The 25,733-nt window shown below is 35.3% G+C and carries 22 protein-coding genes and 3 tRNA genes; 17 read left to right on the forward strand and 8 right to left on the reverse strand.

The window, feature by feature from the left end:
* The first annotated feature begins 43 nt into the window (after positions 1–43).
* On the forward strand, positions 44–2,587 hold the full coding sequence (locus tag HT680_RS07385) for a YfhO family protein (protein WP_173259344.1): 2,544 nt from the start codon (positions 44–46) through the stop codon (positions 2,585–2,587).
* Between the two features lie 30 nt (positions 2,588–2,617).
* Here the strand turns inward: HT680_RS07385 and HT680_RS07390 are convergent, their stop codons facing one another.
* The gene (locus tag HT680_RS07390; RefSeq protein WP_173259346.1) at positions 2,618–5,272 is read right to left on the reverse strand and encodes a YhgE/Pip domain-containing protein; all 2,655 of its coding nucleotides are present in this window, start codon (positions 5,270–5,272) and stop codon (positions 2,618–2,620) included.
* A 128-nt stretch (positions 5,273–5,400) separates the two neighbouring features.
* Here HT680_RS07390 and HT680_RS07395 point away from each other — a divergent pair, with 128 nt between their 5' ends.
* Positions 5,401–5,943: a TetR-like C-terminal domain-containing protein gene (locus HT680_RS07395; RefSeq protein WP_084974733.1), complete on the forward strand. Its 543-nt coding sequence runs from the start codon at positions 5,401–5,403 to the stop codon at positions 5,941–5,943.
* A 38-nt stretch (positions 5,944–5,981) separates the two neighbouring features.
* Here HT680_RS07395 and HT680_RS07400 read toward each other — a convergent pair.
* The 7 genes from HT680_RS07400 to rlmH all read right to left on the reverse strand — a co-directional run bounded on the left by HT680_RS07400 (position 5,982) and on the right by rlmH (position 9,173).
* Positions 5,982–6,055, reverse strand: a tRNA-Asn gene (locus HT680_RS07400).
* Between the two features lie 5 nt (positions 6,056–6,060).
* Positions 6,061–6,132 (reverse strand) — tRNA-Glu (locus HT680_RS07405).
* Between the two features lie 51 nt (positions 6,133–6,183).
* On the reverse strand, positions 6,184–6,936 hold the full coding sequence (comE, locus tag HT680_RS07410) for a competence system response regulator transcription factor ComE (protein ID WP_084974735.1): 753 nt from the start codon (positions 6,934–6,936) through the stop codon (positions 6,184–6,186).
* A complete protein-coding gene (gene comD, locus HT680_RS07415; RefSeq protein ID WP_173259348.1) occupies positions 6,933–8,270 on the reverse strand; it encodes a competence system sensor histidine kinase ComD in 1,338 nt (445 codons plus the stop codon). Before comD ends, comE begins: the two co-directional genes overlap by 4 nt.
* Positions 8,271–8,281: 11 nt before the next feature.
* On the reverse strand, positions 8,282–8,410 hold the full coding sequence (gene comC / locus HT680_RS07420) for a competence-stimulating peptide ComC (RefSeq protein ID WP_173259350.1): 129 nt from the start codon (positions 8,408–8,410) through the stop codon (positions 8,282–8,284).
* A 166-nt stretch (positions 8,411–8,576) separates the two neighbouring features.
* Positions 8,577–8,650: transfer RNA gene (locus tag HT680_RS07425), tRNA-Arg, on the reverse strand.
* A gap of 43 nt (positions 8,651–8,693) precedes the next feature.
* Positions 8,694–9,173: a 23S rRNA (pseudouridine(1915)-N(3))-methyltransferase RlmH gene (gene rlmH, locus HT680_RS07430; RefSeq protein WP_061453869.1), complete on the reverse strand. Its 480-nt coding sequence runs from the start codon at positions 9,171–9,173 to the stop codon at positions 8,694–8,696.
* Between the two features lie 183 nt (positions 9,174–9,356).
* On the opposite strand from rlmH, the gene HT680_RS07435 reads away from it, so the two are divergent.
* The 15 genes from HT680_RS07435 to ftsH all read left to right on the forward strand — a co-directional run bounded on the left by HT680_RS07435 (position 9,357) and on the right by ftsH (position 25,718).
* Positions 9,357–10,547, forward strand: a complete 1,191-nt coding sequence (locus tag HT680_RS07435) for a trypsin-like peptidase domain-containing protein (protein WP_125426168.1) — start codon at positions 9,357–9,359, stop codon at positions 10,545–10,547.
* A 57-nt stretch (positions 10,548–10,604) separates the two neighbouring features.
* Entirely contained in the window at positions 10,605–11,363 is a 759-nt protein-coding gene (locus tag HT680_RS07440; protein WP_173259352.1) for a ParB/RepB/Spo0J family partition protein, read from the forward strand.
* A gap of 222 nt (positions 11,364–11,585) precedes the next feature.
* Positions 11,586–12,947, forward strand: coding sequence for a chromosomal replication initiator protein DnaA (gene dnaA / locus HT680_RS07445; protein WP_000660603.1), 1,362 nt, complete (start codon positions 11,586–11,588; stop codon positions 12,945–12,947).
* A gap of 158 nt (positions 12,948–13,105) precedes the next feature.
* Positions 13,106–14,242: a DNA polymerase III subunit beta gene (dnaN, locus tag HT680_RS07450; protein ID WP_000581146.1), complete on the forward strand. Its 1,137-nt coding sequence runs from the start codon at positions 13,106–13,108 to the stop codon at positions 14,240–14,242.
* A gap of 64 nt (positions 14,243–14,306) precedes the next feature.
* Positions 14,307–14,501, forward strand: a complete 195-nt coding sequence (locus HT680_RS07455) for a DUF951 family protein (RefSeq protein ID WP_173259354.1) — start codon at positions 14,307–14,309, stop codon at positions 14,499–14,501.
* An 84-nt stretch (positions 14,502–14,585) separates the two neighbouring features.
* Positions 14,586–15,701 (forward strand): redox-regulated ATPase YchF, encoded by a 1,116-nt coding sequence (ychF, locus tag HT680_RS07460; RefSeq protein ID WP_001218700.1) that lies wholly within the window; start codon positions 14,586–14,588, stop codon positions 15,699–15,701.
* A 72-nt stretch (positions 15,702–15,773) separates the two neighbouring features.
* Entirely contained in the window at positions 15,774–16,343 is a 570-nt protein-coding gene (pth, locus tag HT680_RS07465; RefSeq protein WP_173259357.1) for an aminoacyl-tRNA hydrolase, read from the forward strand.
* Positions 16,344–19,847, forward strand: coding sequence for a transcription-repair coupling factor (gene mfd / locus HT680_RS07470; RefSeq protein ID WP_173259359.1), 3,504 nt, complete (start codon positions 16,344–16,346; stop codon positions 19,845–19,847).
* Positions 19,848–19,904: 57 nt separating this feature from the next.
* Positions 19,905–20,171 (forward strand): RNA-binding S4 domain-containing protein, encoded by a 267-nt coding sequence (locus HT680_RS07475; protein ID WP_001234975.1) that lies wholly within the window; start codon positions 19,905–19,907, stop codon positions 20,169–20,171.
* A complete protein-coding gene (locus tag HT680_RS07480) occupies positions 20,164–20,532 on the forward strand; it encodes a septum formation initiator family protein (RefSeq protein ID WP_173259362.1) in 369 nt (122 codons plus the stop codon). The genes HT680_RS07475 and HT680_RS07480 overlap by 8 nt, the downstream gene beginning before the upstream one ends.
* A 4-nt stretch (positions 20,533–20,536) precedes the next feature.
* Complete coding sequence (locus HT680_RS09245; protein WP_275690366.1) at positions 20,537–20,659, forward strand: SP_0009 family protein; 123 nt, start codon at positions 20,537–20,539, stop codon at positions 20,657–20,659.
* Positions 20,652–21,923 carry a serine hydrolase gene (locus tag HT680_RS07485; protein ID WP_173259364.1) on the forward strand — a complete coding sequence of 424 codons (1,272 nt, stop codon included), beginning with the start codon at positions 20,652–20,654 and terminating at the stop codon, positions 21,921–21,923. The genes HT680_RS09245 and HT680_RS07485 overlap by 8 nt, the downstream gene beginning before the upstream one ends.
* Positions 21,920–23,197: a tRNA lysidine(34) synthetase TilS gene (tilS, locus tag HT680_RS07490; protein ID WP_173259366.1), complete on the forward strand. Its 1,278-nt coding sequence runs from the start codon at positions 21,920–21,922 to the stop codon at positions 23,195–23,197. The genes HT680_RS07485 and tilS overlap by 4 nt, the downstream gene beginning before the upstream one ends.
* 4 nt (positions 23,198–23,201) lie before the next feature.
* Complete coding sequence (hpt, locus tag HT680_RS07495; RefSeq protein WP_173259367.1) at positions 23,202–23,744, forward strand: hypoxanthine phosphoribosyltransferase; 543 nt, start codon at positions 23,202–23,204, stop codon at positions 23,742–23,744.
* Positions 23,745–23,759: 15 nt separating this feature from the next.
* Complete coding sequence (gene ftsH / locus HT680_RS07500; RefSeq protein WP_173259368.1) at positions 23,760–25,718, forward strand: ATP-dependent zinc metalloprotease FtsH; 1,959 nt, start codon at positions 23,760–23,762, stop codon at positions 25,716–25,718.
* Positions 25,719–25,733: the final 15 nt, after the last annotated feature.

Below are 25,733 nucleotides of genomic sequence, written 5' to 3' on the forward strand. Positions count from 1 at the left end.
GTTGGGGTAACCAACTGAGTTTTCTATCATTCTACGAGGTAACATGAAATCATTTTTTAAAACATATTGGACCTATTTTATTTCTTTCATCATTCCTGTAGTGATTATGTCTGGAGTATACCTATCTCAAGGTATCTACTGGAATAGCGATACATCCCCACTATTAGGAGACGGTTTCCATCAATACGTTATTTTTGATGTAGCTTTACGAAATATTCTACATGGAAATGGCAGTTTGTTTTACACCTTTACAAGTGGCCTCGGATTGAATTTCTATGCTCTATCTAGTTATTACTTAGGTAGCTTTCTCTCACCCCTGGTTTACTTTTTTAATCTGTCGAATATGCCAGATGCTGTCTATTTCACAACTCTTTTAAAATTTGGATTGATTGGTCTGTCAACCTTCTTTAGTTTAAATAAATTATTTCAATCTATCCCTCAGCCTTTAAAACTGGCCTTATCAACTTCCTATGCTTTAATGAGCTTCACTGTCAGTCAGTTAGAGATTAAAACCTGGCTGGATGTTTTCATCTTGATTCCTTTAATTATAACTGGTTTACACCTACTTATAACACAAAAGAAGCGCCTACTATACTTTACAAGCTTGTCAATCTTATTTATTCAAAACTATTATTTTGGATATATGACAGCATTGTTTCTTATTTTCTGGTATCTCTGCCAAATTTCATGGGACTTTAAAACTCGAAAATCATCTTTTCTTGATTTTGTTGTTACCTCCTTTTTAGCAGGAATGGCTAGTTTGATTATGACTCTTCCCACTCTGTTTGACTTACAGACACATGGGGAAAAATTAACTGAAGTTACAAAGTTTCAAACTGAAAGTAGCTGGTATCTTGATCTCTTTGCTAAACAATTCATTGGATCTTTTGATACAACTAAGTATGGAGCTATACCAATGATTTTTGTTGGATTGCTTCCCTTTATTTTAACCATTCTATTTTTCACAATAAAATCCATAAGGTTTCACGTGAAACTTACCTATGCAATTTTCTTTACTTTTTTAATAACAAGTTTTTACATAGAAGCACTTGATTTGTTTTGGCAAGGGATGCATACCCCAAATATGTTTTTGCATCGCTATGCTTGGATTTTTTCCACTCTGTTAATTTATACTGCAGCAGAAGTACTAAATCGCTTGAAAGAACTGAAGCTCTGGAATCTATTTGTCTCACTTTTTCTTGTACTAACAGGATTTCTGGCTACTGTCTATTTTAAATCACATTATTCTTTTTTAACTGATTTGAATATCCTACTCACTCTTGAATTTCTTCTAGTTTATGCTCTTTTACTTCTTGCAGTCATTAGAAAATTTATCTCTGTAAATCTATTTGCAATTCTTTTGTCTTTATTTATAACAGCTGAGATAAGCTTAAATGCTTCCTCTCAAATGGAAGGAATAGCTAAAGAATGGGCCTTTGCTTCTCGTAGCGCCTATAATAGAGATATCACTGCTATGGAATCCATTCTAAACCAAATTGACAATCCATTTACACGTACTGAAAAACTGCAAATTCAGACTGGGAATGACAGTATGAAATTTAACTACAATGGAATCTCTCAATTTTCGTCTGTACGAAATCGTTCAGCTAGCACTAGTTTGGACAAACTGGGATTCAAATCCTCTGGAACCAACCTCAATCTCCGTTATGCAAATAATAGTCTTTTAGCAGATAGTTTATTTGGAATCCAGTACAATATTTCTGAAAATTCACTTGATAAGTATGGCTTTCAAGAGATTTATCAAAAGGACCATTTAACCTTATATAAAAATCAACTCTCTTTACCCATTGCCTTTGCCACTCAATCTATTTACACAGATGTAAATTTTAACAATCACACTCTAGACAATCAGGCTCTATTTATAAACCAGCTTGCTAATCTCAACTTAAATTACTTCTCTCAAATAGCATATGATAAAACAGATACTTCAGATGGTTTAACGAGCATCACAGGTTCTGCGAATGAAGATGCAAAGATTGATTATCAAATTGAGGTTCCTCAAAATAGTCAAGTCTATCTCTCTTTTTCAAATCTTCATTTTACAAACGATAAGCAAAAGAAAGTTGACATCATTGTCAACGGTGAAAAAAAGACTTTTACAACTGACAATGCTTTTAATTTCTTTAATTTAGGTTATACTGAAGAACAAAAAACTTTCGATATCAGTGTTAGTTTCCCTGGAAATTCTCAGGTATCATTTGAATCTCCAACCTTCTATCGTTTAGATACTCAGGCTCTTACTGAAGCAATCCAAAAAATTAAAGAACAACCTGTAGAAGTATCCACCTCTAAAAATAAAGTCTTTGCTACATATGAAGTCAAACAGGATGCCTCTATTTTCTTCACCATTCCTTATGACAAAGGTTGGTCTGCATACCAGGATGGGAAAAAACTTGAAATCAAGCAGGCTCAAACTGGTTTTATGAAAGTTGATGTTCCAAAAGGAAAAGGTACCATTACACTTTCCTTTATCCCCAATGGTTTTGTTATTGGAGCAGTCTGCTCAGTAACTGCCCTTCTTCTTTTTGGGATCTATAATCACAGACGAAATTTATCTAAGACATAAAAAGATTGACCAATTCCTTGGTCAATCTTTTTAATTTTCTTCCATTTTCTTAGGTTGATAAGCTAGCATACCCAAAGCAGTAAAGAAAGCTAGTGTTATAATAAGGAAAATCACTTGGTGATGAATATTTCCTGTCATAGAGATTGTTTGTCGTAAACCTGATACAGAGTAACTCATTGGTAACCAAGGATTGACACCCTTAAAGAAATCATTTGTCAAAGCAAGTGGATAGGTCCCTGCACTTGATGCTAACTGTAATAAAAGTAAAATAAGAGAGAAGAAAGCTCCTATAGGGCTATTCCAAGTTGTTAAAGCTGTCACCATAGACATGAAAGCTAAACTTGTGATGATAATTAGAATCAAGGTCCTCATCTCATGGTTCGCAGTCAATCCAATAAGATGGACACCTCCATAAACTAAAATACCTGCTAAGACAGCTATAATCCCATTTATTTCAGAGCGAGATTTCAACCAAGCCCAACGACTCTCTGGATGACGTCCAGAAGGCAACTTAGCAAAAATCATATTGGTAGATATAGCAGCAACAAAAAGAGCAACTGATATCATATAAGGAGCCATGGCAATCCCATTTACAGGAACTTGGTCATTATCTGTTTTTGAGAGAAGTAGAGGTTCAGATAATGTTTCTGCATTTTTAGATTCTGTTGAAGCTGATTTGAGTTGATTATTAGCATTGCCTAATCCTTGTCCTAATGAATCAACTCCTGCCTGTAAATCTTCAAGACTAGAGGTTAAGGTTGTTCCACCATCTGCTAGTTTTCCAGCACCATCTGCAATCTTCATAGCACCACTTCCTAGTTGAGATGCTGCAGAAAGTAACTGTGTTGATTTTTCTGTTAATTGACCAGAGCCAAATTGTAATGTAGTAATACCTGCTATCAGCTCTGGACTCTTATTATTCAATTGAGCAGAACCAGATGACAAACTTTCTATACCTGATACTAATTCTGGAGCTTTTCCAGCTAACGCATCTACTCCATCTGTCAAGGTTGATGTGTTTTCTGTCAACTTACTTGATCCAGAAACTAATTGATCTAAACTAGTTATTAAACTTGCATTCTTTTCACTTAGTTTATTAGCACCTATAGAAATAGTATCCAGTCCCTTAGTGTAGTTTAAAACTCCTTTTTCAATTGACTGACTTCCAGGAACTAACTGATTGTCTACAGTAGTTTGTAATTTTGTAAATCCATTTGACAATGTTGTCAAGGAGCTAGATGCTGAAGGTAAGAGTTGATTTGCTTTCGTCTGCACATCAGATAGATTAGATACTTGTTGTTCTGAATTCTCTATACTTTCTTTCAATCCTCCTACTGTCGTTAAAATTGTTTTTGCTGACTCAATAGTAGAATTAGAATTTTTAGAAATAGCTTCTGTCAGTTCTTTCTTTTGTTCCTCTGTAAGAGATTGATAAGTAGCTGTTGATTGGAGGTTAGCAATAGTTTTCTCTTGTTCTGTCTGACTTTTGGTCACAATATCCTGAGCAAGAGTTGTTAGATTTGGCAAAGCTTCTGACAATGTACTTTTCAGCTGAGTATTATCTGATATTGTAAGAGCTTGTAGTGTTTTATTTAGTTCTCCTAGACTAGTTGCCAATTGATTTATTTCTTCATTTTGTTGAGATGAGGACTCTAATTGACTTGAAATTTCTTTAATACCAGTATTTAATTGCTCCATTCCATCTCTTAGTGTATCTGATTGATTGGATAATTGACTTGTTCCGTTAGAAAGTTCTTTCACACTACTTGTATAAGCATTTAAACCAACTGAAAATTGATTGAGACCTGTATCCAGTTGTGAAACGCCACCTGTATAGGACTTTATACCTGTATTTAGCTGATTTACACCTGTCACCAACTCAGGAGTTTTTGAAGCTAATTGACCAAGTCCAGTGTCAACTTGTGAGACAGCATTTGTATAACTTTGTAAACCACTATTAAAAGTTCCTAAACCAAGATGTAATTGCTCTATAGCAGACACATAGCTAGATAAGCCTTTTGTAAATTGATCCGCTCCATTTGAAAAAGTTACAGTTGAATTAGCTAGAGTATTAAGATTTGTCGTCAACGTTTGACTTCCCGTCACCAACTGATCGGCTCCATTAGCCAATTGTTCACTTCCTTCAGCTGCCTTATTTATTCCAGACTTCAAATCATTCATTTTTTGAAATAGTGCCTTGGTATATGTTTCAGTTACATTCGTAGAGACGGTTTGTTTTAATTGTGTCATTGCAGAATCACTCATCTTACTTGCAATAAAGCTATGCCCACTTGACGTCTGATAATTAATCTGCATCTGTTCAGGATGATTCGTTAGGATTGAGGTAGCTTTTTCAGATAAGTCACTTGGTAAAGTCACTACCATATAGTAGTCACCATCTTCTAGCCCTTTTTCCCCTTCCTCTTCATTAATAAAATGGAAATCTAAAGCCTTATTTTCTTTTAAATTGGACACCATGTCTTCACCTATTGTCATTGTCTGTCCATTATAAGAAGCTTCCTTATCTTTATTGACAACTGCCACAGGTAACTCGGATAATTGGCCATAAGGATCCCACATGGATGATAAAAATATAATGTTGTATAAAGCTGGAATGAGAGAAATCCCTATCATTACAATGATAAAGGTCGGTTTTTTAAATATTGCTTTCCATTCTTTAAACATATTTCCTCCTTTTTTAAACATATTGTCTAAAATTTTGATATAATAGATTATACATCAAAAAATCAAAATTACAAGGTGGAAAATCATTTTTTAGACATATCGTCTATTTTTGTATACAAGGAGGAATTATGAAAGAAAGTAATAAACGTTTAAAAACAAAGCGAATTATCGAAAATGCCATGGTTCAATTATTGATGGACCACCCCTTTGATCAAATTTCTACTGTCAAGCTAGCAGAAAAAGCCGAAATCAGTCGTTCCAGCTTTTACACTCACTACAAGGATAAGTATGATATGATTGAGCATTACCAAAGTAAGCTCTTTCATACCTTTGAGTATATTTTCCAAAAACATGCTCATCATAAAAGAGATGCTATTTTAGAAGTATTTGAATATTTAGAGTCTGAGCCACTTTTGGCTGCTCTTTTATCTGAGAATGGAACCAAAGAAATCCAAAATTTCTTGAGAAATAAACTGCATATTATGCTTAGCACTGATCTTCAGAAACGTTTTATGCAACTACAACTAAATCCAATTGAACTCGAATATAGTAGCATTTATCTAACAAATGCCCTATTTGGTGTTTGCCAGACTTGGATTGCTCACGGAAAAAAAGAAAGCCCGCAAGAAATGACAGACTTCCTTATGAAAATGTTAGGCGATACAAACTAAGAATAAAAAGAACACCGGGTGGTGTTCTTTTTATCTGACTCCGCCAGTAGGACTCGAACCTACGACATCATGATTAACAGTCATGCGCTACTACCAACTGAGCTATGGCGGATAAAATAGTCCGTACGGGATTCGAACCCGTGTTACCGCCGTGAAAAGGCGGTGTCTTAACCCCTTGACCAACGGACCATCTATCTGTAGCAGATATAACCATTATATCAATTTCTTACTAATTGTCAATTACTTTTTAGATTTTTTCTCCAGAATATCTCTCAGTTTGCGAACTTTCAAACGAGTGATGGGGCAGCGATGATCTTCATAAAAGACAACTTCTAGATTCTTTCGATCAATTTCTCTAACATTTCCAATATTGATTAGGAAAGATTTATGAGGAGAATAAAATCGCTGGGTATATTTGTCCTTTTCTTGAATATCTGTCATTGTTCCATAGAACTCTTTGGCAAAATTCTTACCAATAATCCGCAACTTATGAGAAACACCTGTTGTTTCGATATACAAAATATCATGGTAAGGGATTTTCAAATCATTTCCCTTATAGTTGTAATCAAAATAGTCTACAACATCTTCGTTTTCAAGCAGCATGCTCTTAGTGTAAAAAATACTCTGCTCGATACGTTTTTTGAACAATTCATCATTGATGTCTTTGTCTACAAAATCTAGAGCTGATACCTGGTATTTATAAGTTAAAGTAGCAAATTCAGATCGACTGGTAATAAAGACAATAATAGCATAAGGATTGTGGTGACGGATAAACTGAGCTACTTCAAAGCCCTTTTTCTCAATTCCATGAATATCGATATCTAAGAAATAAAGCTGGTTTACTTCATCATTTTCAATATATTCCTTAAACTCACGAACTTTTCCTGTTGTCTTATAAGAAATAGGAATATTTGATTCCTCAGAGATTTCATTCAATATTCTCTCAAGTCTCACTTGATGCTCAATAACATCTTCTAAAATTAATACTTTCATTCAAATTCCCTCTTAAATCTAATAATTTGTCTAAATGTGTTGTCTTCCATCTCTGTTTCTAAAATAATATTGTCATACTTATCTAAGATCTCTTTGACATTATTAAGCCCTAGACCTCTATTTCTTCCCTTTGTAGAGAAACCTAAGGCAAATAAGTTTTCTGAAGGCGTCATATTAATTTTACATGAATTCTGGATGACTATAACTGTTTCAAAATCCATTTTAATAACTGCAACTTCCATTTGTTTCAAGTAACTATCTGCGGCACCTTCAACAGCATTGTTTAATAAAATACTCATGATGCGAACAAGATCAAGTAAATCCATTGACAATCTAGTAATGACATCTTTTACTTCCAATGTAAACTCTACATCATTATTTCGTGCATATACAATTGATTGAGCAATCACACTTCGTAAAGCTGAGTCCTCTATACTGTTTAGATCAAAGTAAGTATACTTTTCTGACCTCAATTTTTGATTTGCTTTTACTAAGACTTCCTTGTAAATTCTGTCAATTTCTTGTAAATCTCCACTGTCAATTGCCATTTGCATGCTGACAAGCATCCCAGCATAGTCATGACGAAAACCTCGAATTTCATTATACAAACCCACAATTTCATCTGTATAAGTCTGTAAATGTTTCTGTTCAAATTTCTTTTGTTTTAGAGCAATCTCTTTTTCAACTTGAACCTTGTAAGAGTTCATTGCAAAGAAGCACAATAACATACATATAAAAATAATTGCTGCTAAAATACTCCCAAAGCTATTTAAATGAGGAAAAGTACTAACAATATCTGAAATAAACAGTACAATATGTAAAGTGAAGAAAGCAACTATAACTTTTTTAAAAAAAGGATAGAGATAATCTTTGTCAAAATATTTAAGTTCTAGATTAAAATAGGTAATAATTTTGTCTATTACAAGATAGGAAATTAAATTAATTATGAAAAAGAATAATCTTTCATGTTGTTCTACAAGTAAGTCACCTGTAATAGATGATATAGTAACGGAAAAAAAAGTATGAGCACTTTGATACAATAGTGAAAATATTAAACTTAAAAATATATTTTTTGAGGAATCATACTTTTTAATAAATTTAAAATAGCAATAGAATAGAATTGGATAAAAATTCTTTAAAGTATAATGTAAAATCAGTATTAATTTATCAGAATCTATAAAAGAGAATATAAAGGCATAAATTAATTGAAATATAAAGAATATAAAACCAAAAATATATCTTTCTTTTTTAGAAATTTCACAAATTCGACTATAAATTTTACTGATTATAACACAAGTTAAGAATGCATCTAATATTCCTACCATAATATCCATTTTCTACTCCTTTATTTTCTCCTAAAAATAGGAATTTGCTTAAAAAGATCCATTAATCCTCTTTTATCTCCACCTTGAATCTCCTGCAATTCTTTCTCTGTAAGCTTTTTGAACTGTTCCAACTTTACTGTATTTTTCATAATGAAATCTCCTGTATTGTTTTTCTTGTAAGTTATCTTACAAATCTATTATACAAAATGAAGATCACTTAAGAAAAATTTCTTCTCAACTGTACTTTTTTACACCTGAAATGCACCTTTTGAAGAAAAAAGCTGGGAAATAATCCCAGCTTTTTCTTTAATGTACTGATCCCAGCAGGATTCGAACCTGCGACCGTTCGCTTAGAAGGCGAATGCTCTATCCAGCTGAGCTATGAGACCTAACATGACCATTCTATCAAAAAACAAGAAGTAAGTCAATCTTCTATTTATGATAAGGGGATCCCTGCTGAATGGTAAAAGCACGATAAATTTGTTCAACAAGAACTAATCTCATTAACTGATGTGGCAAGGTCAAACGTCCAAAACTAACAGAAAGATTCGCTCGATACTTCACAGCAGGGGATAGTCCCAGACTTCCACCAATAATAAATGTAAGGGTAGAAAATCCCTTTATAGAAGCCTGTTCCAGCTGTCTACTGAATTCTTCTGAAGAGAGAGTTTTTCCTTCAATTGCCAACACAACAACAAAATCTCTTTCTCCAACTTTAGAAAGAATTCGATTTCCCTCTATTTCTAATATTTTATGATTTTCTGACTCACTTGCCTTATCTGGAGTTTTTTCATCAGCTAACTCAATGATTTCTACAGTGGCAAAACGAGAAATTCGTTTAGTATATTCAGCAATGCCATCTTTAAGGTATTTTTCCTTCAGTTTTCCAACTGTTACAATTTTTATTTTCATTCTTCTATTCTAACATATTCACACTTCATTTCACATCTTATTCACAAAGAATCATCTAGAAAAACTAGCAAATTCACAGAAAAAAGCGAGTTATCCACAACTTGTGTAAAACTTCTACCTTTAAGCTTGAATTAAGTTAATAGATTTATACTTTAATCAAATAAAAAACAAACGGAGGCGTTTATGAAACACTTACAAAAATTTTACAAAAAAGGAGTTACCTTTCTTATCATCATTCTGATAGGATTTTTGAGTGGTGCCCTAGGAAGTTTTGTGACACTGCAACTTTATCAAAAACAAGTAAGTCAAGCCACAAATAACACTACAAACACTGTTACTCAGACTTCCTACAAAAATGAAAATGCAACAACTCAGGCCGTTAACAAGGTAAAAGATGCCGTTGTGTCGGTCATCACTTATTCATCAAATCGGCAAAATAGTGTTTTTGGAAATGACGAGACAGATACGGATACCGACTCTCAACAGGTAGCAAGTGAAGGTTCTGGTGTTATTTACAAAAAGAATGGGAAAGATGCCTACCTTGTGACAAATACCCACGTTATTCAAGGAGCTTCAAAAGTTGATATCCGTTTAGCAGATGGTACAAAAGTTCCTGGTGAAATTGTCGGTTCTGATACGTTCTCTGATATTGCTGTCGTAAAAATTTCTTCAGAAAAAGTCACAACCGTAGCAGAATTTGGAGATTCTAGCAAACTAAATGTTGGTGAGACTGCAATCGCAATTGGTAGTCCTCTAGGATCCGAATATGCCAATACAGTTACCCAAGGAATCATTTCAAGTCTCAATCGAAATGTCTCTCTAAAATCTCAAGATGGTCAAGCCATTTCTACAAAAGCTATTCAGACAGATACTGCCATTAACCCTGGTAACTCTGGTGGTCCACTTGTAAACATTCAGGGCCAAGTTATCGGGATTACATCAAGTAAAATTGCAAGTAATGGTGGAACCTCTGTCGAAGGTCTTGGTTTTGCAATCCCATCAAATGATGCTCAAAATATTATTAAACAGCTTGAAAGTGATGGTAAAGTGACTCGCCCTGCTCTTGGAATTCAAATGGTTAATTTGGCTAATATCGGAGCTAGTGATCTTAGAAAACTCAATATTCCAAGTAGCGTAACTTCTGGTGTAGTGGTAAAATCTGTTCAAAGTAATATGCCTGCATCTGGTCACCTTGAAAAATACGACGTTATTACCAAAGTTGACGACAAGGAGATTTCTTCGTCAACAGATTTACAGAGTGCTCTTTACAACCATTCTATCGGAGACACCATTAAAATCACCTACTATCGGAATGGGAAAGAGGAGACTACAACTGTTAAACTAGATAAAAGTACAAGTGATTTAGAATCTTAATTGACATCAGTGTAAAGAAAACTTTACAGAAAGTAAAATATATGTTAGTGTAGAATCATGGAAAAACTTAAACTGATTTCTATCGCGGACATACAAAAAAATCCTTACCAACCTCGGAAAGAATTTGATGTAGAAAAATTAAAAGAATTAGCTCAGTCTATCAAAGAAAATGGGCTAATCCAACCAATCATCGTTCGTCAATCTCCTGTAATTGGTTATGAAATCCTTGCAGGAGAAAGACGATATCGAGCTTCTCTCTTGGCTGGTCTGACCTCTATTCCAGCCGTTGTGAAACACCTCTCAGATCAGGAAATGATGATTCAGTCTATCATTGAGAATTTACAAAGAGAAAACTTGAATCCAGTTGAAGAGGCACGCGCCTATGACTCTTTAGTTGAAAAAGGATATACTCATACCGAAATAGCAGATAAAATGGGGAAATCTCGTCCTTATATCACTAATTTTATTCGTTTGCTTTCCCTACCAGAGTATATCTTATCTGAAGTAGAAAATGGTAGACTTTCTCAAGCTCATGCACGCTCACTAGTTGGTTTGGATAAAGAGCGACAGGAATATTTCTTTCAACTAATCAAAAATGAAGATATCTCTGTGAGAAAGTTAGAAGCACTTCTTACAGAGAAAAAACAAAAGAAGCAGAAAAAAAGTGATTCTTTCATCAAAGATGAGGAAGATAAATTAAAAAAACTACTTGGATTAAATGTAGAAATTAAACTTTCTAAAAAAGATACTGGAAAGATTGTTATTTCTTTTTCAAGTCAAGAAGAATATGACAGAATTATCAACAGCCTGAAATAAGGCTGTTCTTTTATTTTCTTAATCAACAATTTTATCCACTAATTTTTTTAACAAAAGACTTACTAAATCAAGGTTTTTGCTATTTATCCCCAATCTGTGGATAAAAAATATAAACATTGTGGATTCTTTTCCACAGATTGTGGAAAAATGGTAGCATCTATGGTAAAATAAGTCTAACAGTAAACCTTTTTACATCAAATATAGCAAAGGAGGGGATAATCGGTGAAAGAAAAACAATTTTGGAATCAAATCTTGGAATTAGCTCAAGAAAGATTGACACGTTCTATGTACGATTTCTACGCCACACCTGCTGAACTCATAAAAGTGGAGGGAAATGTAGCTACTATCTTTTTACCTAGACCTGAAATGGAAATGGTTTGGAAAAAACAACTCAAAGATATCATTGTGGCTGCTGGTTTTGAAGTTTATGATACTGAAATAAAAACTCAATTTGTCTTAACAAAGCCTGAGGAAGAATCTTCAACCTATGTCATGGATTCTGAAAATAGCAATCATTATGTTGCTTCACAGGCCAATCTTGCTATTCCATATTCTGAAACAGGATTGAAGGAAAAATATACCTTTGATAACTTTATTCAAGGAGATGGGAATATCTGGGCTAAGTCTGCTGCTCTGGCTGTTTCCGAAGATCTCGCCTTGACTTATAATCCCCTTTTCATTTATGGTGGTCCTGGACTAGGGAAAACCCACTTACTGAATGCTATCGGAAATGAAATTCTAAAAAATATTCCTGAAGCTCGGGTTAAGTATATTCCTGCTGAAAGTTTTATCAACGACTTTCTTGAGCATCTGAGGCTTGGGGAAATGGAAAAATTTAAAAAAACTTACCGAAGTCTTGATCTCTTGCTGATTGATGATATCCAATCTCTCAGTGGCAAAAAAGTTGCAACTCAAGAAGAATTTTTCAATACCTTCAATGCTCTTCATAGCAATCAAAAACAAATCGTTCTGACTAGTGACCGAAGTCCTAAACATTTAGAGGGCCTTGAGGAAAGACTTGTCACGCGCTTTAGCTGGGGCTTGACTCAAAATATCACACCACCTGACTTTGAGACACGTATCGCCATTCTTCAGAGTAAAACGGAACATTTGGACTATAATTTTCAAAGCGATACACTAGAATACCTAGCAGGTCAATTCGATTCAAATGTTCGAGAACTTGAAGGAGCGATCAACGATATCACTTTAATTGCCAGAGTAAAGAAGATTAAAGACATCACTATTGATATCGCTGCTGAAGCTATCAGAGCTCGCAAACAAGATGTTAGCCAACTGCTAGTCATTCCAATTGACAAAATCCAAACTGAAGTTGGTAATTTTTATGGAGTGAGTGTCAAAGAAATGAAGGGGACGAGACGAGTTCAAAATATCGTTTTGGCGCGTCAAGTGGCCATGTATCTAGCTAGAGAACTGACAGATAATAGTCTTCCAAAAATCGGAAAAGAATTCGGAGGAAAGGATCACACCACCGTTATTCATGCCCATGCTAAAATTAAATCCTTGATTGACGAAGACGATAATTTACGCTTAGAAATCGAAGCAATCAAAAAGAAAATTAAATAGTTTGTGGATAACTTTTCCTTTCTTATCTTTTTTATCCACATTTTTTAAACAAGCTAAAAAGCTTGAAGTCATTAAATAGAAATCAGTTTTCCACAGAATTCACACACTCTATTATTTCTATTATCCTTCTAATACTAAAAATAAATAAAGGAGAATCCATGATTCATTTTTCAATTAATAAAAATTTATTTCTACAAGCCCTAAATACCACAAAACGAGCAATTAGCTCCAAAAATGCTATTCCAATTTTATCAACCATCAAAATTGATGTTACCAATGAAGGAATTACTTTAATTGGATCAAATGGTCAAATTTCCATTGAAAATTTCATTTCTCAAAAGAATGAAGATGCAGGTCTTTTGATTACTTCCTTAGGTTCGATTCTTCTTGAAGCTTCTTTCTTTATCAATGTTGTATCTAGTCTTCCAGATGTAACGCTAGATTTCAAAGAAATTGAACAAAAACAAATTGTCTTAACAAGTGGAAAATCAGAAATCACCCTAAAAGGAAAAGATAGCGAACAATATCCACGAATCCAAGAAATTTCAGCAAGCACTCCTTTGGTTCTTGAAACCAAACTACTCAAGAAAATTATCAATGAAACAGCTTTTGCTGCAAGTACGCAAGAAAGTCGTCCAATTTTAACAGGTGTTCACTTCGTATTGAGCCAACACAAGGAACTAAAAACAGTTGCAACAGACTCTCATCGCCTTAGCCAGAAAAAATTGACTCTTGAAAAAAATGGAGATGATTTCGATGTGGTGATTCCTAGTCGCTCTCTACGCGAATTTTCAGCGGTATTTACAGATGATATTGAAACTGTGGAGATTTTCTTTGCCAATAATCAAATCCTCTTTAGAAGCGAAAATATTAGCTTCTACACTCGTCTCTTAGAAGGAAACTATCCTGATACAGATCGTTTGATTCCAACAGACTTTAACACTACAATTACTTTTGATGTGGTAAATTTGCGTCAATCAATGGAGCGTGCTCGCCTCTTATCAAGTGCGACTCAAAATGGTACCGTGAAGCTTGAAATTAAAGGTGGGGTTGTTAGCGCCCATGTTCACTCTCCAGAAGTTGGTAAAGTAAACGAAGAAATCGATACTGAGCAGGTGACTGGTGATGATTTGACTATTAGTTTTAACCCAACTTACTTGATTGATTCACTTAAGGCTTTAAATAGCGAAAAGGTGACCATTAGCTTTATCTCAGCTGTTCGTCCATTTACTCTTGTGCCAGCAGATACTGACGAAGATTTCATGCAGCTTATCACACCAGTTCGTACAAATTAAGTGAAAGAGGTTGAGCCTAGCTCGCCTCTTTTATGATATAATCAAAAAAGAAAAGGAGAGTAGTATGTATCAAGTTGGAAATTTTGTTGAGATGAAAAAACCACATGCTTGTACAATCAAGCCAACAGGAAAAAAAGCCAATCGTTGGGAAATTACACGTGTAGGGGCAGATATCAAAATCAAATGCAGTAATTGCGATCACATTGTCATGATGAGTCGCTATGATTTTGAACGAAAAATGAATAAGATTATTGACTAAGAATCCTTAGTTAGAGAGTTAGCAAGTTTTCCCTTTTTGTGTTATAATGTTAGGGATTGAAATGAGAACGGAGAATGAGAAAATATGGCTTTAACAGCAGGTATCGTTGGTTTGCCAAACGTTGGTAAATCAACCCTTTTTAATGCAATTACAAAAGCAGGAGCAGAGGCGGCAAACTACCCATTTGCGACTATCGATCCAAATGTTGGGATGGTGGAAGTTCCAGATGAACGCCTACAAAAACTAACGGAAATGATTACACCTAAAAAGACAGTCCCAACAACATTTGAATTTACAGATATTGCAGGGATTGTAAAAGGAGCATCAAAAGGAGAAGGGCTAGGAAATAAATTCTTGGCTAACATCCGTGAAGTAGATGCGATTGTTCATGTTGTGCGTGCATTTGATGATGAAAATGTTATGCGTGAGCAAGGACGTGAAGACGCCTTTGTGGATCCACTTGCAGATATTGATACCATTAACTTGGAGTTGATTCTTGCTGACCTAGAGTCAGTAAATAAACGCTATGCGCGTGTAGAAAAGATGGCACGTACGCAAAAAGATAAGGAATCTGTGGCAGAGTTTAACGTCCTTCAAAAAATTAAACCAGTCCTTGAAGATGGAAAATCAGCACGTACCATTGAATTCACAGATGAAGAACAAAAGGTTGTCAAAGGTCTCTTCCTTTTGACGACTAAGCCAGTTCTTTATGTTGCCAATGTGGACGAGGATGTGGTTTCAGATCCAGATTCTATCGACTATGTGAAGCAAATTCGTGAATTTGCAGCGACAGAAAATGCTGAAGTAGTAGTTATTTCTGCGCGTGCTGAGGAAGAAATTTCCGAGTTAGATGATGAAGATAAGCAAGAGTTTCTTGAAGCACTTGGCTTGACAGAATCAGGCGTTGATAAATTGACTCGAGCTGCTTACCACTTGCTTGGACTTGGAACTTACTTTACAGCTGGTGAAAAAGAAGTCCGTGCTTGGACCTTTAAGCGTGGTATGAAAGCTCCTCAAGCAGCTGGTATTATCCATTCAGATTTTGAAAAAGGTTTTATTCGTGCAGTAACTATGTCATATGAAGATCTAGTGAAATACGGATCTGAAAAGGCTGTAAAAGAAGCTGGGCGCTTGCGTGAAGAAGGAAAAGAATATATCGTTCAAGATGGCGATATCATGGAATTCCGCTTTAATGTCTAATAACATTTAACAAATAGTGTCAATTAGGTTGGAAAAAAATTCCAACCCTTTTGGCTTTTGAAAGGAAAATAAATGACTAAATTACTTGTAGGATTGGGAAATCCAGGGGATAAATATTTTGAAACCAAGCACAATGTTGGATTTATGCTGATTGACCAATTGGCCAAAAAACAAAATGTCACCTTTACACATGAAAAGATATTTCAAGCTGACCTAGCATCTTTTTTCTTCAATGGAGAAAAAATTTATCTCGTCAAACCAACAACATTTATGAATGAAAGTGGAAAAGCAGTTCATGCTTTATTGACTTACTATGGTTTGGATATTGAAGATTTACTCGTTATTTACGACGACCTTGACATGGAAGTCGGAAAAATTCGTTTAAGAGCAAAGGGCTCAGCAGGTGGGCATAATGGTATCAAGTCTATTATTCAACATATAGGGACTAAGGTATTTAACCGTGTTAAAATAGGTATTGGAAGACCTAAAAAAGGCATGTCGGTTGTTCATCATGTTTTAAGTAAGTTTGATCAGGATGACTATGTGGGTATTTTACAGTCTATTGACAAGGTTGACGATGCTGTAAACTACTATTTACAAGAGAAAAACTTTGAGAAAACAATGCAGAGGTATAACGGCTAAATGGTGACTTTATTAGATTTATTCTCAGAAAATGACCAGATAAAAAAATGGCATCAAAATCTGACAGATAAAAAAAGACAACTAATACTAGGTTTATCAACGTCTACCAAGGCTATTGCAATTGCAAGCAGTCTAGAAAAAGAAAATAAGATTGTGTTACTGACTTCAACTTATGGAGAAGCAGAACGAATTATCAGTGATCTTCTTTCTCTCTTAGGAGAGGAAGTTGTCTATCCTTTTTTGGTAGATGACTCTCCTATGGTAGAGTTTTTGATGTCTTCGCAAGAAAAAATCATTTCGCGGGTTGAGGCCTTGCGTTTTTTGAATGATCCATCTAAGAAAGGGATTTTAGTTTGTAATATCGCAGCAAGTCGATTGATTTTACCTTCGCCAACTGGATTTAAAGAAAGTATTATAAGGATTGCAGTCGGTAAAGAATATGACCAACATGACCTTCTTCACAAATTAAAGGAAATCGGTTATCGAAAAGTTACTCAAGTACAGACTCAAGGGGAGTTTAGTATTCGAGGAGATATTTTAGATATTTTTGAAATGTCTCAGTTAGAACCTTTCCGAATCGAGTTTTTTGGTGATGAAGTTGATGGCATTCGTACTTTTGAAGTCGAGACACAATTATCGAAGGAAAATCAAACAGAACTTGCCATCTTTCCAGCTAGTGATATGCTTTTGAGAGAAAAGGATTATCAACGAGGTCAGTCAGCTTTAGAAAAGCAAATTTCGAAGACCTTATCACCAATTTTAAAATCATATTTGGAAGAGATTTTGTCAAGTTTTCATCAAAAACAAGTACATTCAGATAGTCGAAAGTTTTTGTCCTTATGTTACGATAAAACATGGACTGTATTTGATTATATTGAAAAAGATACACCAGTATTCTTTGATGATTACCAAAAATTGATGAATCAGTATGAAACCTTTGAAAGAGAATTAGCACAATACTTTACAGAAGATTTACAGAATGGTAAATCATTTTCTGAGATGCAGTATTTTGCAGATACAGAGCAAACCTATAAAAAACAAAGTCCAGTTACCTTTTTCTCTAATCTTCAAAAGGGTTTAGGAAATCTCAAGTTTGATCACATTTATCAATTTAATCAATATCCTATGCAGGAGTTTTTCAATCAATTTTCTTTTCTTAAAGAAGAAATTGAGCGATATAAAAAAATGGACTACACCATTATTCTGCAGTCTAGCAATTCAATGGGAAGTAAAACATTGGAGGATGTTTTAGAGGAATACAAGATTAAATTGGATTCTAAAGATAAGTCAATTATCTGTAAAGAATCTGTAAACTTGATTGAGGGTAATCTGAGACATGGTTTTCATTTTGTAGATGAAAAAATTCTCTTCATTACTGAACATGAGATTTTTCAAAAGAAATTAAAACGTCGTTTTAGAAGACAACATGCTTCAAATGCAGAGCGATTAAAAGATTATAATGAACTTGAAAAAGGGGACTACGTTGTTCACCATATCCATGGAATTGGTCAATATCTAGGGATTGAAACAATTGAAATCAAAGGGATCCACCGTGATTATGTCAGTGTTCAATACCAAAATGGTGACCAAATCTCCATCCCAGTAGAGCAGATTCAGTTACTGTCTAAATATGTTTCAAGTGATGGTAAAGCGCCAAAACTTAATAAATTAAATGATGGTCATTTCAAAAAGGCCAAGCAAAAAGTTAAGAACCAGGTCGAGGATATAGCTGACGATTTAATCAAACTGTATTCTGAGCGTAGTCAGTTGAAGGGGTTTGCTTTCTCAGCTGATGATGAAGATCAACAGGCTTTTGATGATGCCTTCCCTTATGTTGAAACGGATGATCAACTTCGTAGTATTGAGGAAATTAAGGCAGATATGCAGGATTCTCATCCCATGGATCGACTTCTGGTTGGAGATGTTGGTTTTGGGAAGACTGAGGTTGCAATGCGTGCTGCCTTTAAGGCGGTCAATGATCACAAACAGGTAGTCGTTCTAGTTCCAACGACGGTTTTAGCGCAACAGCACTATACGAATTTTAAGGAACGATTCCAAAATTTAGCAGTTAATATTGATGTGTTGAGTCGCTTTAGAAGTAAAAAAGAGCAGGCAGATACACTTGAAAAACTTAAAAATGGTCAAGTTGATATTTTGATTGGAACGCATCGTGTTTTATCAAAAGATGTTGTATTTTCTGATTTGGGCTTGATGATTATTGATGAAGAACAACGATTTGGTGTCAAGCATAAGGAAACTTTGAAAGAACTGAAAAAACAAGTAGATGTTCTAACCTTGACAGCAACACCAATCCCTCGTACTCTTCATATGTCTATGCTGGGAATCCGAGATTTGTCTGTTATTGAAACTCCTCCAACCAATCGCTATCCTGTTCAAACCTATGTTTTGGAAAAGAATGATAGTGTGATTCGTGATGCTGTCTTGCGTGAAATGGAGCGTGGAGGTCAAGTTTACTATCTTTACAATAAAGTTGACACGATTGACCAGAAGGTTTCAGAATTACAGGAGTTGATTCCAGAGGCTTCGATTGGGTATGTTCATGGACAAATGAGTGAAATTCAGTTGGAAAACACTTTATTGGACTTCATTGAAGGACAATATGATATTTTGGTGACAACTACTATTATTGAAACAGGAGTTGACATTCCGAACGCCAATACCTTATTTATTGAAAATGCAGACCATATGGGCTTGTCAACCTTGTATCAATTAAGAGGAAGAGTTGGTCGTAGTAATCGTATTGCTTATGCTTATCTTATGTATCGCCCAGAAAAATCAATCAGTGAAGTCTCTGAAAAGAGATTAGAAGCAATCAAAGGATTTACAGAATTGGGCTCAGGATTTAAGATTGCTATGCGAGATCTTTCGATTCGTGGAGCAGGAAATCTATTAGGGAAATCCCAGTCTGGTTTCATTGATTCTGTTGGTTTTGAATTGTATTCTCAGTTACTAGAGGAAGCTATCGCTAAACGTAATGGTAATGGAAATACAAGAAGCAAAGGGAATGCTGAGTTGATTTTACAAATCGATGCCTATCTTCCTGACACTTATATTTCTGATCAACGACATAAAATTGAGATTTACAAGAAAATTCGTCAAATTGACAACCGTGTCAACTATGAAGAATTACAAGAAGAATTGATGGACCGCTTTGGAGAATATCCAGACGTAGTGGCCTATCTTTTAGAGATTGGTTTGGTCAAATCATACTTGGATAAGGTCTTTGTAGAACGTGTGGAAAGAAAAGAAAATAAGATTACAGTTCAATTTGAAAAAGTCACTCAACGACTGTTCTTGGCTCAAGATTATTTTAAAGCCTTATCTGCAACGAATTTAAAAGCAGCTATAGCGGAGAATAGAGGATTAATGGAAGTCATATTCGATGTCCGAAACAAGAAGGATTATGAAATTTTAGAAGGTCTGCTGATTTTTGGAGAAAGTTTATTAGAGATAAAAGAATCAAAGGAAGCTAATTCTCTTTGACGTTTTTCTTCTATAAAAGGGATAAAAATGGTACAATAATAATTTGAGGTAATAAAAATGAGATTAGACAAGTATTTAAAAGTATCACGAATTATTAAGCGTCGCACGGTCGCAAAAGAAGTAGCAGATAAAGGTAGAATCAAGGTGAACGGAATCTTGGCCAAAAGTTCAACGGATTTAAAAGTTGATGACCAAGTTGAAATTCGCTTTGGAAATAAGTTGTTGCTTGTTAAAGTACTAGAGATGAAAGATAGTACAAAAAAAGAAGATGCAGCAGGCATGTATGAAATTCTCAGTGAAACACGGGTAGAAGAAAATGTCTAAAAATATTGTACAGATGAATAATTCTTTTATTCAAAATGAACATCAACGTCGTCGTTACCTGATGAAGGAGAGACAAAAACGAAATCGTTTTATGGGTTGGGTCCTTATTTTGATGATTTTGTTGTTTATTTTACCAACTTATAACTTGGGCCAAAGCTATAATCAGTTACTGCAACGTCGTCAGCAATTGACAGAGTTGAAAGAACAATACCAAACTCTTAGTGATGAAAAGGATAAGGAATCTGCTTTTGCTGCAAAGTTGAAAGATGAAGACTATGTAGCGAAATATGCACGCGCCAAGTACTATTACTCAAAGAAACGAGAAGCAATTTACACGATTCCTGATTTGCTTCCGAGGTAAAGTCATGGAGAATATATTAGAAGTTGTTGAGCAATTTTTAAGTTTATCAGATGAAAAATTAGAGGAATTGGCAGCTAAAAACCATTTATTACGATTACAAGAAGAAAGGGAAGAGAAGAATGCGTAAGTTCTTAGTAGTGTTATCACTACTATCTGTTTTTATCATAACTTCAAGAGTAGTTAGCACGGAAAAACAGCTTCCTTACTCTTCACAAGAAATTTATTATCTAACTGAGTCTGATCATGGATTTTACTATAAAGAAGTTCTTGAATCGCCAATGGTTTACGGAGAAACGGCTATCTATGCAAATGAGGATTTGATTAAGGAGTCTGGAAAATTGACTCCTGGAACCACCTTTAAAATCGTAGAATGGCGTTTGAATAGACAAGGTGTTCCTGTTTTTAAATTAGATAATCACCAGTTTATCCTTGCTGATAAGCGCTTGGTCTATGATCAAAGTCAAGTTCAAACTCAAAATAGACAAGTATGGTTGGACCCGGGTTTTGTCATCTATAACAGTCCTTATGGTGCTAAAGAAATTTCTTCATCCCTCTCTCCCTATCAACGCGTAACAGTGGATAGAACCATCTTTGCTGAGGGACAAGAATTTCTTCATATTGATCAAGTTGGGTGGGTATCAAAAGAGTTCGTCTCAGAAGAGGACAATCGTATCCAGAAGGTTCAAGAAGTTTTATCAAAGAATTATCAGAATGAAAATTACTCTATTTATGTTAAACAGCTGAGTACAGGTAAAGAGGCTGGGGTGAATGAAGACAGCAAACTCTATGCGGCAAGCATCTTGAAACTGACTTACCTTTATTATGCTCAAGATAAGATAAATCAAGGTGACTATACGCTGGACAGTAGCTTCAAGTATGTCTCAGAAGTCAATAATTTCCCTGGATCCTATAAACCAGAAGGTAGTGGTAGTTTACCTAAAACAGGAGACAACAAAGACTACAGTCTCCAACAATTAATTACCAAGGTAACAAAGGAGTCTGATAATGTTGCTCATAATATTTTAGGTTATTATGTGACCAATCAATCTGACGGGGCTTTTAAAGAAAAAATGTCTACCATTATGGGTGAAGATTGGGATGTGAATGATAAATTAACTTCTTCAAAAATGGCTGGAAAAGTCATGGAAGCTATTTATAATCAGAATGGCTTTGTACTAGAGTCTCTAAGCAAGACGAATTTTGATAACCAACGAATTGCGAAAGGTGTTTCGGTTAAGGTAGCTCACAAAATCGGAGATGCTGACGAGTTTAAACACGACACCGCGATTGTTTATACTGATTCTCCTTTCATTCTCTCTATTTTTACCAAAAATTCTGATTATGACACCATTGCTAAGATAGCCAAGGATGTCTATGAGGTTCTAAAATGAGAGAGCAGGATTTTTTAAATCATTTTCTCCAAAAAGAGTATTTCAAAAAACATTCTAAAGTTATGTTAGCTCTATCTGGTGGACTGGATTCAATGTTTTTATTCCAGCTATTGTCTACTTACCAAAAAGAGTTGGGAATTGAGTTGATTTTAGCACATGTCAATCACAAGCAGAGAAGGGAGTCTGACTGGGAGGAAAATGAACTAAGGAAGTTAGCTGATGTAGCTAAACTTCCTATTTATATCACAAGCTTTTCAGGAGACTTTTCAGAAGCGCGTGCTCGAGAGTTTCGTTATGATTTTTTTAGAAAAATCATGAAAGAGGTTGGAGCGACTGCCTTGGTCACTGCCCACCATGCAGATGATCAGGTTGAGACGATTTTGATGCGCTTGATTCGAGGTAGTAGACTAGGTCATTTAACAGGAATAAAAGAAAGCCAAGTAGTTGATGATATTGAAATCATCCGTCCCTTATTGCATTTTCATAAAAAGGATTTTCCACTAATTTTTCATTTCGAAGATCAAACAAATCAGGAAAATACCTATTTTCGCAATCGCATTCGGAATAGGTATTTACCAGAACTTGAAAAAGAAAATCCTCGTCTTAAATCCGCCCTTTTAGATTTAGGAAGGGAAATTTCAGATTACCAAGCAACAATAACGGAACTTTCGAAACAAATTGATGTGGAAGATTTGAATGAGCTCTTTTCATTCTCACAACAAACTCAAGGAGTCTTGCTCCAGAACTATCTCAATCAATTTCCTGACTTAAATCTTACGAAAGCTCAGTTTGCTGAAGTTCGACAGATTTTAGCAACGAAAAGTCAGTATCGTCATTCTCTTAAAAATGGCTATGAATTGATAAAAGAGTATCAAAATTTTCGAGTTTGCAAAATCAGTCCACAGGCCGATGAAAAGGAAGATGAACTTGTGTTACACTATCAAAATCAAGTTCGATATATGGGCTATTTATTTTCCTTTGGCATTCCTATTGAAGGGGATTTTGTTCAAAAAGTAACGGTTTCACGGGAAACATCTGTACATATTAGATGTCGAAGACCTGGCGATGTTCTTATCCTGAATGGTCACCGAAAGAAACTGAGACGTTTGTTTATAGATTTGAAAATCCCTATTGAAAAACGAAAAACAACCCCTATTATTGAGCAATTTGGAGAAATTGTCTCAATTTTGGGAATTGCTATCAGTGATTTGAGTAAAAACACGAAAAATGATATAATGAACACTGTACTTTATATAGAAAAAATAGATAGGTAAAAAGATGTTAGGACACGATATTAAAAAAATCCTCGTTTCACATGATGAAATTACAGAAGCAGCTAAAAAGCTAGGTGCGCAACTAACAAAAGAATATGAGGGGAAAAATCCAATTCTTGTTGGAATTTTGAAAGGATCGATTCCTTTTATGGCTGAATTGGTCAAACATATTGATACGCATATTGAGATGGACTTCATGATGGTATCTAGTTACCATGGTGGAACAGCAAGTAGTGGTGTGATCAATATCAAGCAAGACGTGACGCAAGATATCAAAGGGAGACATGTTTTATTTGTAGAGGATATCATCGATACAGGTCAAACTTTGAAGAATTTGAAAGATATGTTTATTGCAAGAGAAGCAGCTTCTGTTAAAATCGCGACTTTGTTAGACAAACCAGAAGGACGCATTGTTGAAATTGAAGCGGATTATACTTGCTTTACTATTCCAAATGAGTTTGTTGTAGGATATGGTTTGGACTACAAAGAAAACTATCGTAATCTTCCTTATGTTGGAGTGTTGAAAGAGGAAGTTTATTCAAATTAGAAAGAGCATTCTTTAATGAAAAAACAAAATAATGGTTTAGTTAGAAATCCATTTCTATATTTGTTAATTATCTTCTTCCTTGTGACAGGGTTCCAGTATTTTTACTCTGGAAATGCTGCTGGAAAAAGTGAAAAAATTAACTATACAGAATTGGTAAAAGAAATTACAGCAGACAATGTAAAAGAATTAACCTATCAGCCAAATGATAGCATCATTGAAGTGTCTGGTGTTTATAAAAATCCTAAGACTAGTAAAGAAGAAACAGGAATTCAATTTTTCACTCCTACTGCCACAAAAGTAGAAAGATTCTCAAGTACCATTCTTCCGTCGGATTCAACAGTTTCAGAATTGCAAAAACTTGCTTCTGAACACCAGACTGAGGTAACAGTCAAACATGAGAGTTCAAGCGGTATGTGGATCAATATCCTTGTCTCTGTTGTGCCATTTGCTATTCTCTTCTTCTTCCTGTTCTCTATGATGGGAAATATGGGAGGAAATAATAGTAGAAATCCAATGAGTTTTGGACGTAGCAAGGCCAAAGCTGCAAACAAAGAAGATATCAAGGTACGATTTTCAGATGTTGCAGGTGCCGAGGAAGAAAAACAAGAATTAGTCGAAGTTGTTGAATTCCTAAAAGATCCGAAACGATTTACAAAACTTGGTGCGCGTATTCCTGCGGGTGTTCTTTTAGAGGGGCCTCCAGGGACAGGTAAGACTTTACTTGCTAAGGCAGTTGCTGGGGAAGCAGGAGTCCCATTCTTTAGTATCTCAGGATCAGACTTTGTAGAAATGTTTGTCGGAGTTGGTGCAAGCCGCGTTCGTTCTCTTTTTGAGGATGCAAAAAAAGCAGCGCCAGCCATCATCTTTATCGATGAAATTGATGCTGTTGGTCGTCAACGTGGTGTCGGTCTCGGTGGAGGAAATGATGAACGTGAACAAACCCTGAACCAGCTCTTAATTGAAATGGATGGTTTTGAGGGTAATGAAGGAATTATTGTTATCGCTGCGACGAACCGTTCAGATGTTCTAGATCCAGCTCTTCTCCGTCCAGGACGTTTCGATAGAAAAGTCTTGGTTGGTCGTCCTGATGTTAAAGGTCGTGAAGCAATTTTGAAAGTTCACGCTAAAAACAAACCTCTAGCAGACGATGTTGATTTGAAACTAGTTGCCCAACAAACCCCAGGTTTTGTGGGAGCTGACTTAGAAAATGTTCTAAATGAGGCAGCCTTGGTTGCAGCCCGTCGCAACAAGTCAGTCATTGATGCTTCAGATATTGATGAGGCAGAGGACAGAGTGATTGCTGGTCCATCTAAGAAAGATAAAACAGTATCACAAAGAGAACGTGAATTGGTTGCATATCACGAGGCTGGACATACAATTGTTGGTTTAGTCTTGTCAAATGCCCGTGTTGTTCATAAAGTGACCATCGTGCCACGTGGACGTGCAGGCGGATACATGATTGCACTTCCTAAAGAAGACCAAATGCTTCTTTCTAAAGAAGACATGAAAGAGCAATTAGCAGGTTTGATGGGTGGTCGTGTTGCTGAAGAGATTATCTTTAATGTCCAAACGACAGGAGCTTCAAATGACTTTGAACAAGCTACACAGATGGCGCGTGCGATGGTCACTGAATACGGTATGAGTGAAAAACTTGGCCCAGTCCAATATGAAGGTAATCATGCTATGTTCGGTGCACAAAGTCCTCAAAAATCAATTTCAGAGCAAACAGCCTATGAGATTGATGAGGAAGTACGTTCATTATTAAATGAAGCACGGAACAAAGCAGCTGAAATTATTCAATCAAATCGTGAAACCCACAAACTGATTGCAGAAGCATTGTTGAAATACGAAACATTGGATAGTACTCAAATTAAATCTCTTTACGAAACAGGGAAAATGCCTGAGACAGTAGAAGAGGAATCCCATGCCCTATCTTATGATGAAGTAAAATCAAAAATGAGTGAAGAAAAATAACCGCAGAGAGGCCAT

Source organism: Streptococcus sp. 5905 (assembly GCF_013276505.1).
Classification (GTDB): Bacteria; Bacillota; Bacilli; order Lactobacillales; family Streptococcaceae; genus Streptococcus.

Coding starts and splice junctions, on each gene's coding strand:
- HT680_RS07385 (WP_173259344.1), top strand. CDS start 44: ATGAAATCATTTTTTAAAACATATTGGACCTATTTTATTTCTTTCATC.
- HT680_RS07390 (WP_173259346.1), bottom strand. CDS start 5,272: ATGTTTAAAGAATGGAAAGCAATATTTAAAAAACCGACCTTTATCATT.
- HT680_RS07395 (WP_084974733.1), top strand. CDS start 5,401: ATGAAAGAAAGTAATAAACGTTTAAAAACAAAGCGAATTATCGAAAAT.
- comE (WP_084974735.1), bottom strand. CDS start 6,936: ATGAAAGTATTAATTTTAGAAGATGTTATTGAGCATCAAGTGAGACTT.
- comD (WP_173259348.1), bottom strand. CDS start 8,270: ATGGATATTATGGTAGGAATATTAGATGCATTCTTAACTTGTGTTATA.
- comC (WP_173259350.1), bottom strand. CDS start 8,410: ATGAAAAATACAGTAAAGTTGGAACAGTTCAAAAAGCTTACAGAGAAA.
- rlmH (WP_061453869.1), bottom strand. CDS start 9,173: ATGAAAATAAAAATTGTAACAGTTGGAAAACTGAAGGAAAAATACCTT.
- HT680_RS07435 (WP_125426168.1), top strand. CDS start 9,357: ATGAAACACTTACAAAAATTTTACAAAAAAGGAGTTACCTTTCTTATC.
- HT680_RS07440 (WP_173259352.1), top strand. CDS start 10,605: ATGGAAAAACTTAAACTGATTTCTATCGCGGACATACAAAAAAATCCT.
- dnaN (WP_000581146.1), top strand. CDS start 13,106: ATGATTCATTTTTCAATTAATAAAAATTTATTTCTACAAGCCCTAAAT.
- HT680_RS07455 (WP_173259354.1), top strand. CDS start 14,307: ATGTATCAAGTTGGAAATTTTGTTGAGATGAAAAAACCACATGCTTGT.
- ychF (WP_001218700.1), top strand. CDS start 14,586: ATGGCTTTAACAGCAGGTATCGTTGGTTTGCCAAACGTTGGTAAATCA.
- pth (WP_173259357.1), top strand. CDS start 15,774: ATGACTAAATTACTTGTAGGATTGGGAAATCCAGGGGATAAATATTTT.
- mfd (WP_173259359.1), top strand. CDS start 16,344: ATGGTGACTTTATTAGATTTATTCTCAGAAAATGACCAGATAAAAAAA.
- HT680_RS07475 (WP_001234975.1), top strand. CDS start 19,905: ATGAGATTAGACAAGTATTTAAAAGTATCACGAATTATTAAGCGTCGC.
- HT680_RS07480 (WP_173259362.1), top strand. CDS start 20,164: ATGTCTAAAAATATTGTACAGATGAATAATTCTTTTATTCAAAATGAA.
- HT680_RS09245 (WP_275690366.1), top strand. CDS start 20,537: ATGGAGAATATATTAGAAGTTGTTGAGCAATTTTTAAGTTTATCAGAT.
- HT680_RS07485 (WP_173259364.1), top strand. CDS start 20,652: ATGCGTAAGTTCTTAGTAGTGTTATCACTACTATCTGTTTTTATCATA.
- tilS (WP_173259366.1), top strand. CDS start 21,920: ATGAGAGAGCAGGATTTTTTAAATCATTTTCTCCAAAAAGAGTATTTC.
- hpt (WP_173259367.1), top strand. CDS start 23,202: ATGTTAGGACACGATATTAAAAAAATCCTCGTTTCACATGATGAAATT.
- ftsH (WP_173259368.1), top strand. CDS start 23,760: ATGAAAAAACAAAATAATGGTTTAGTTAGAAATCCATTTCTATATTTG.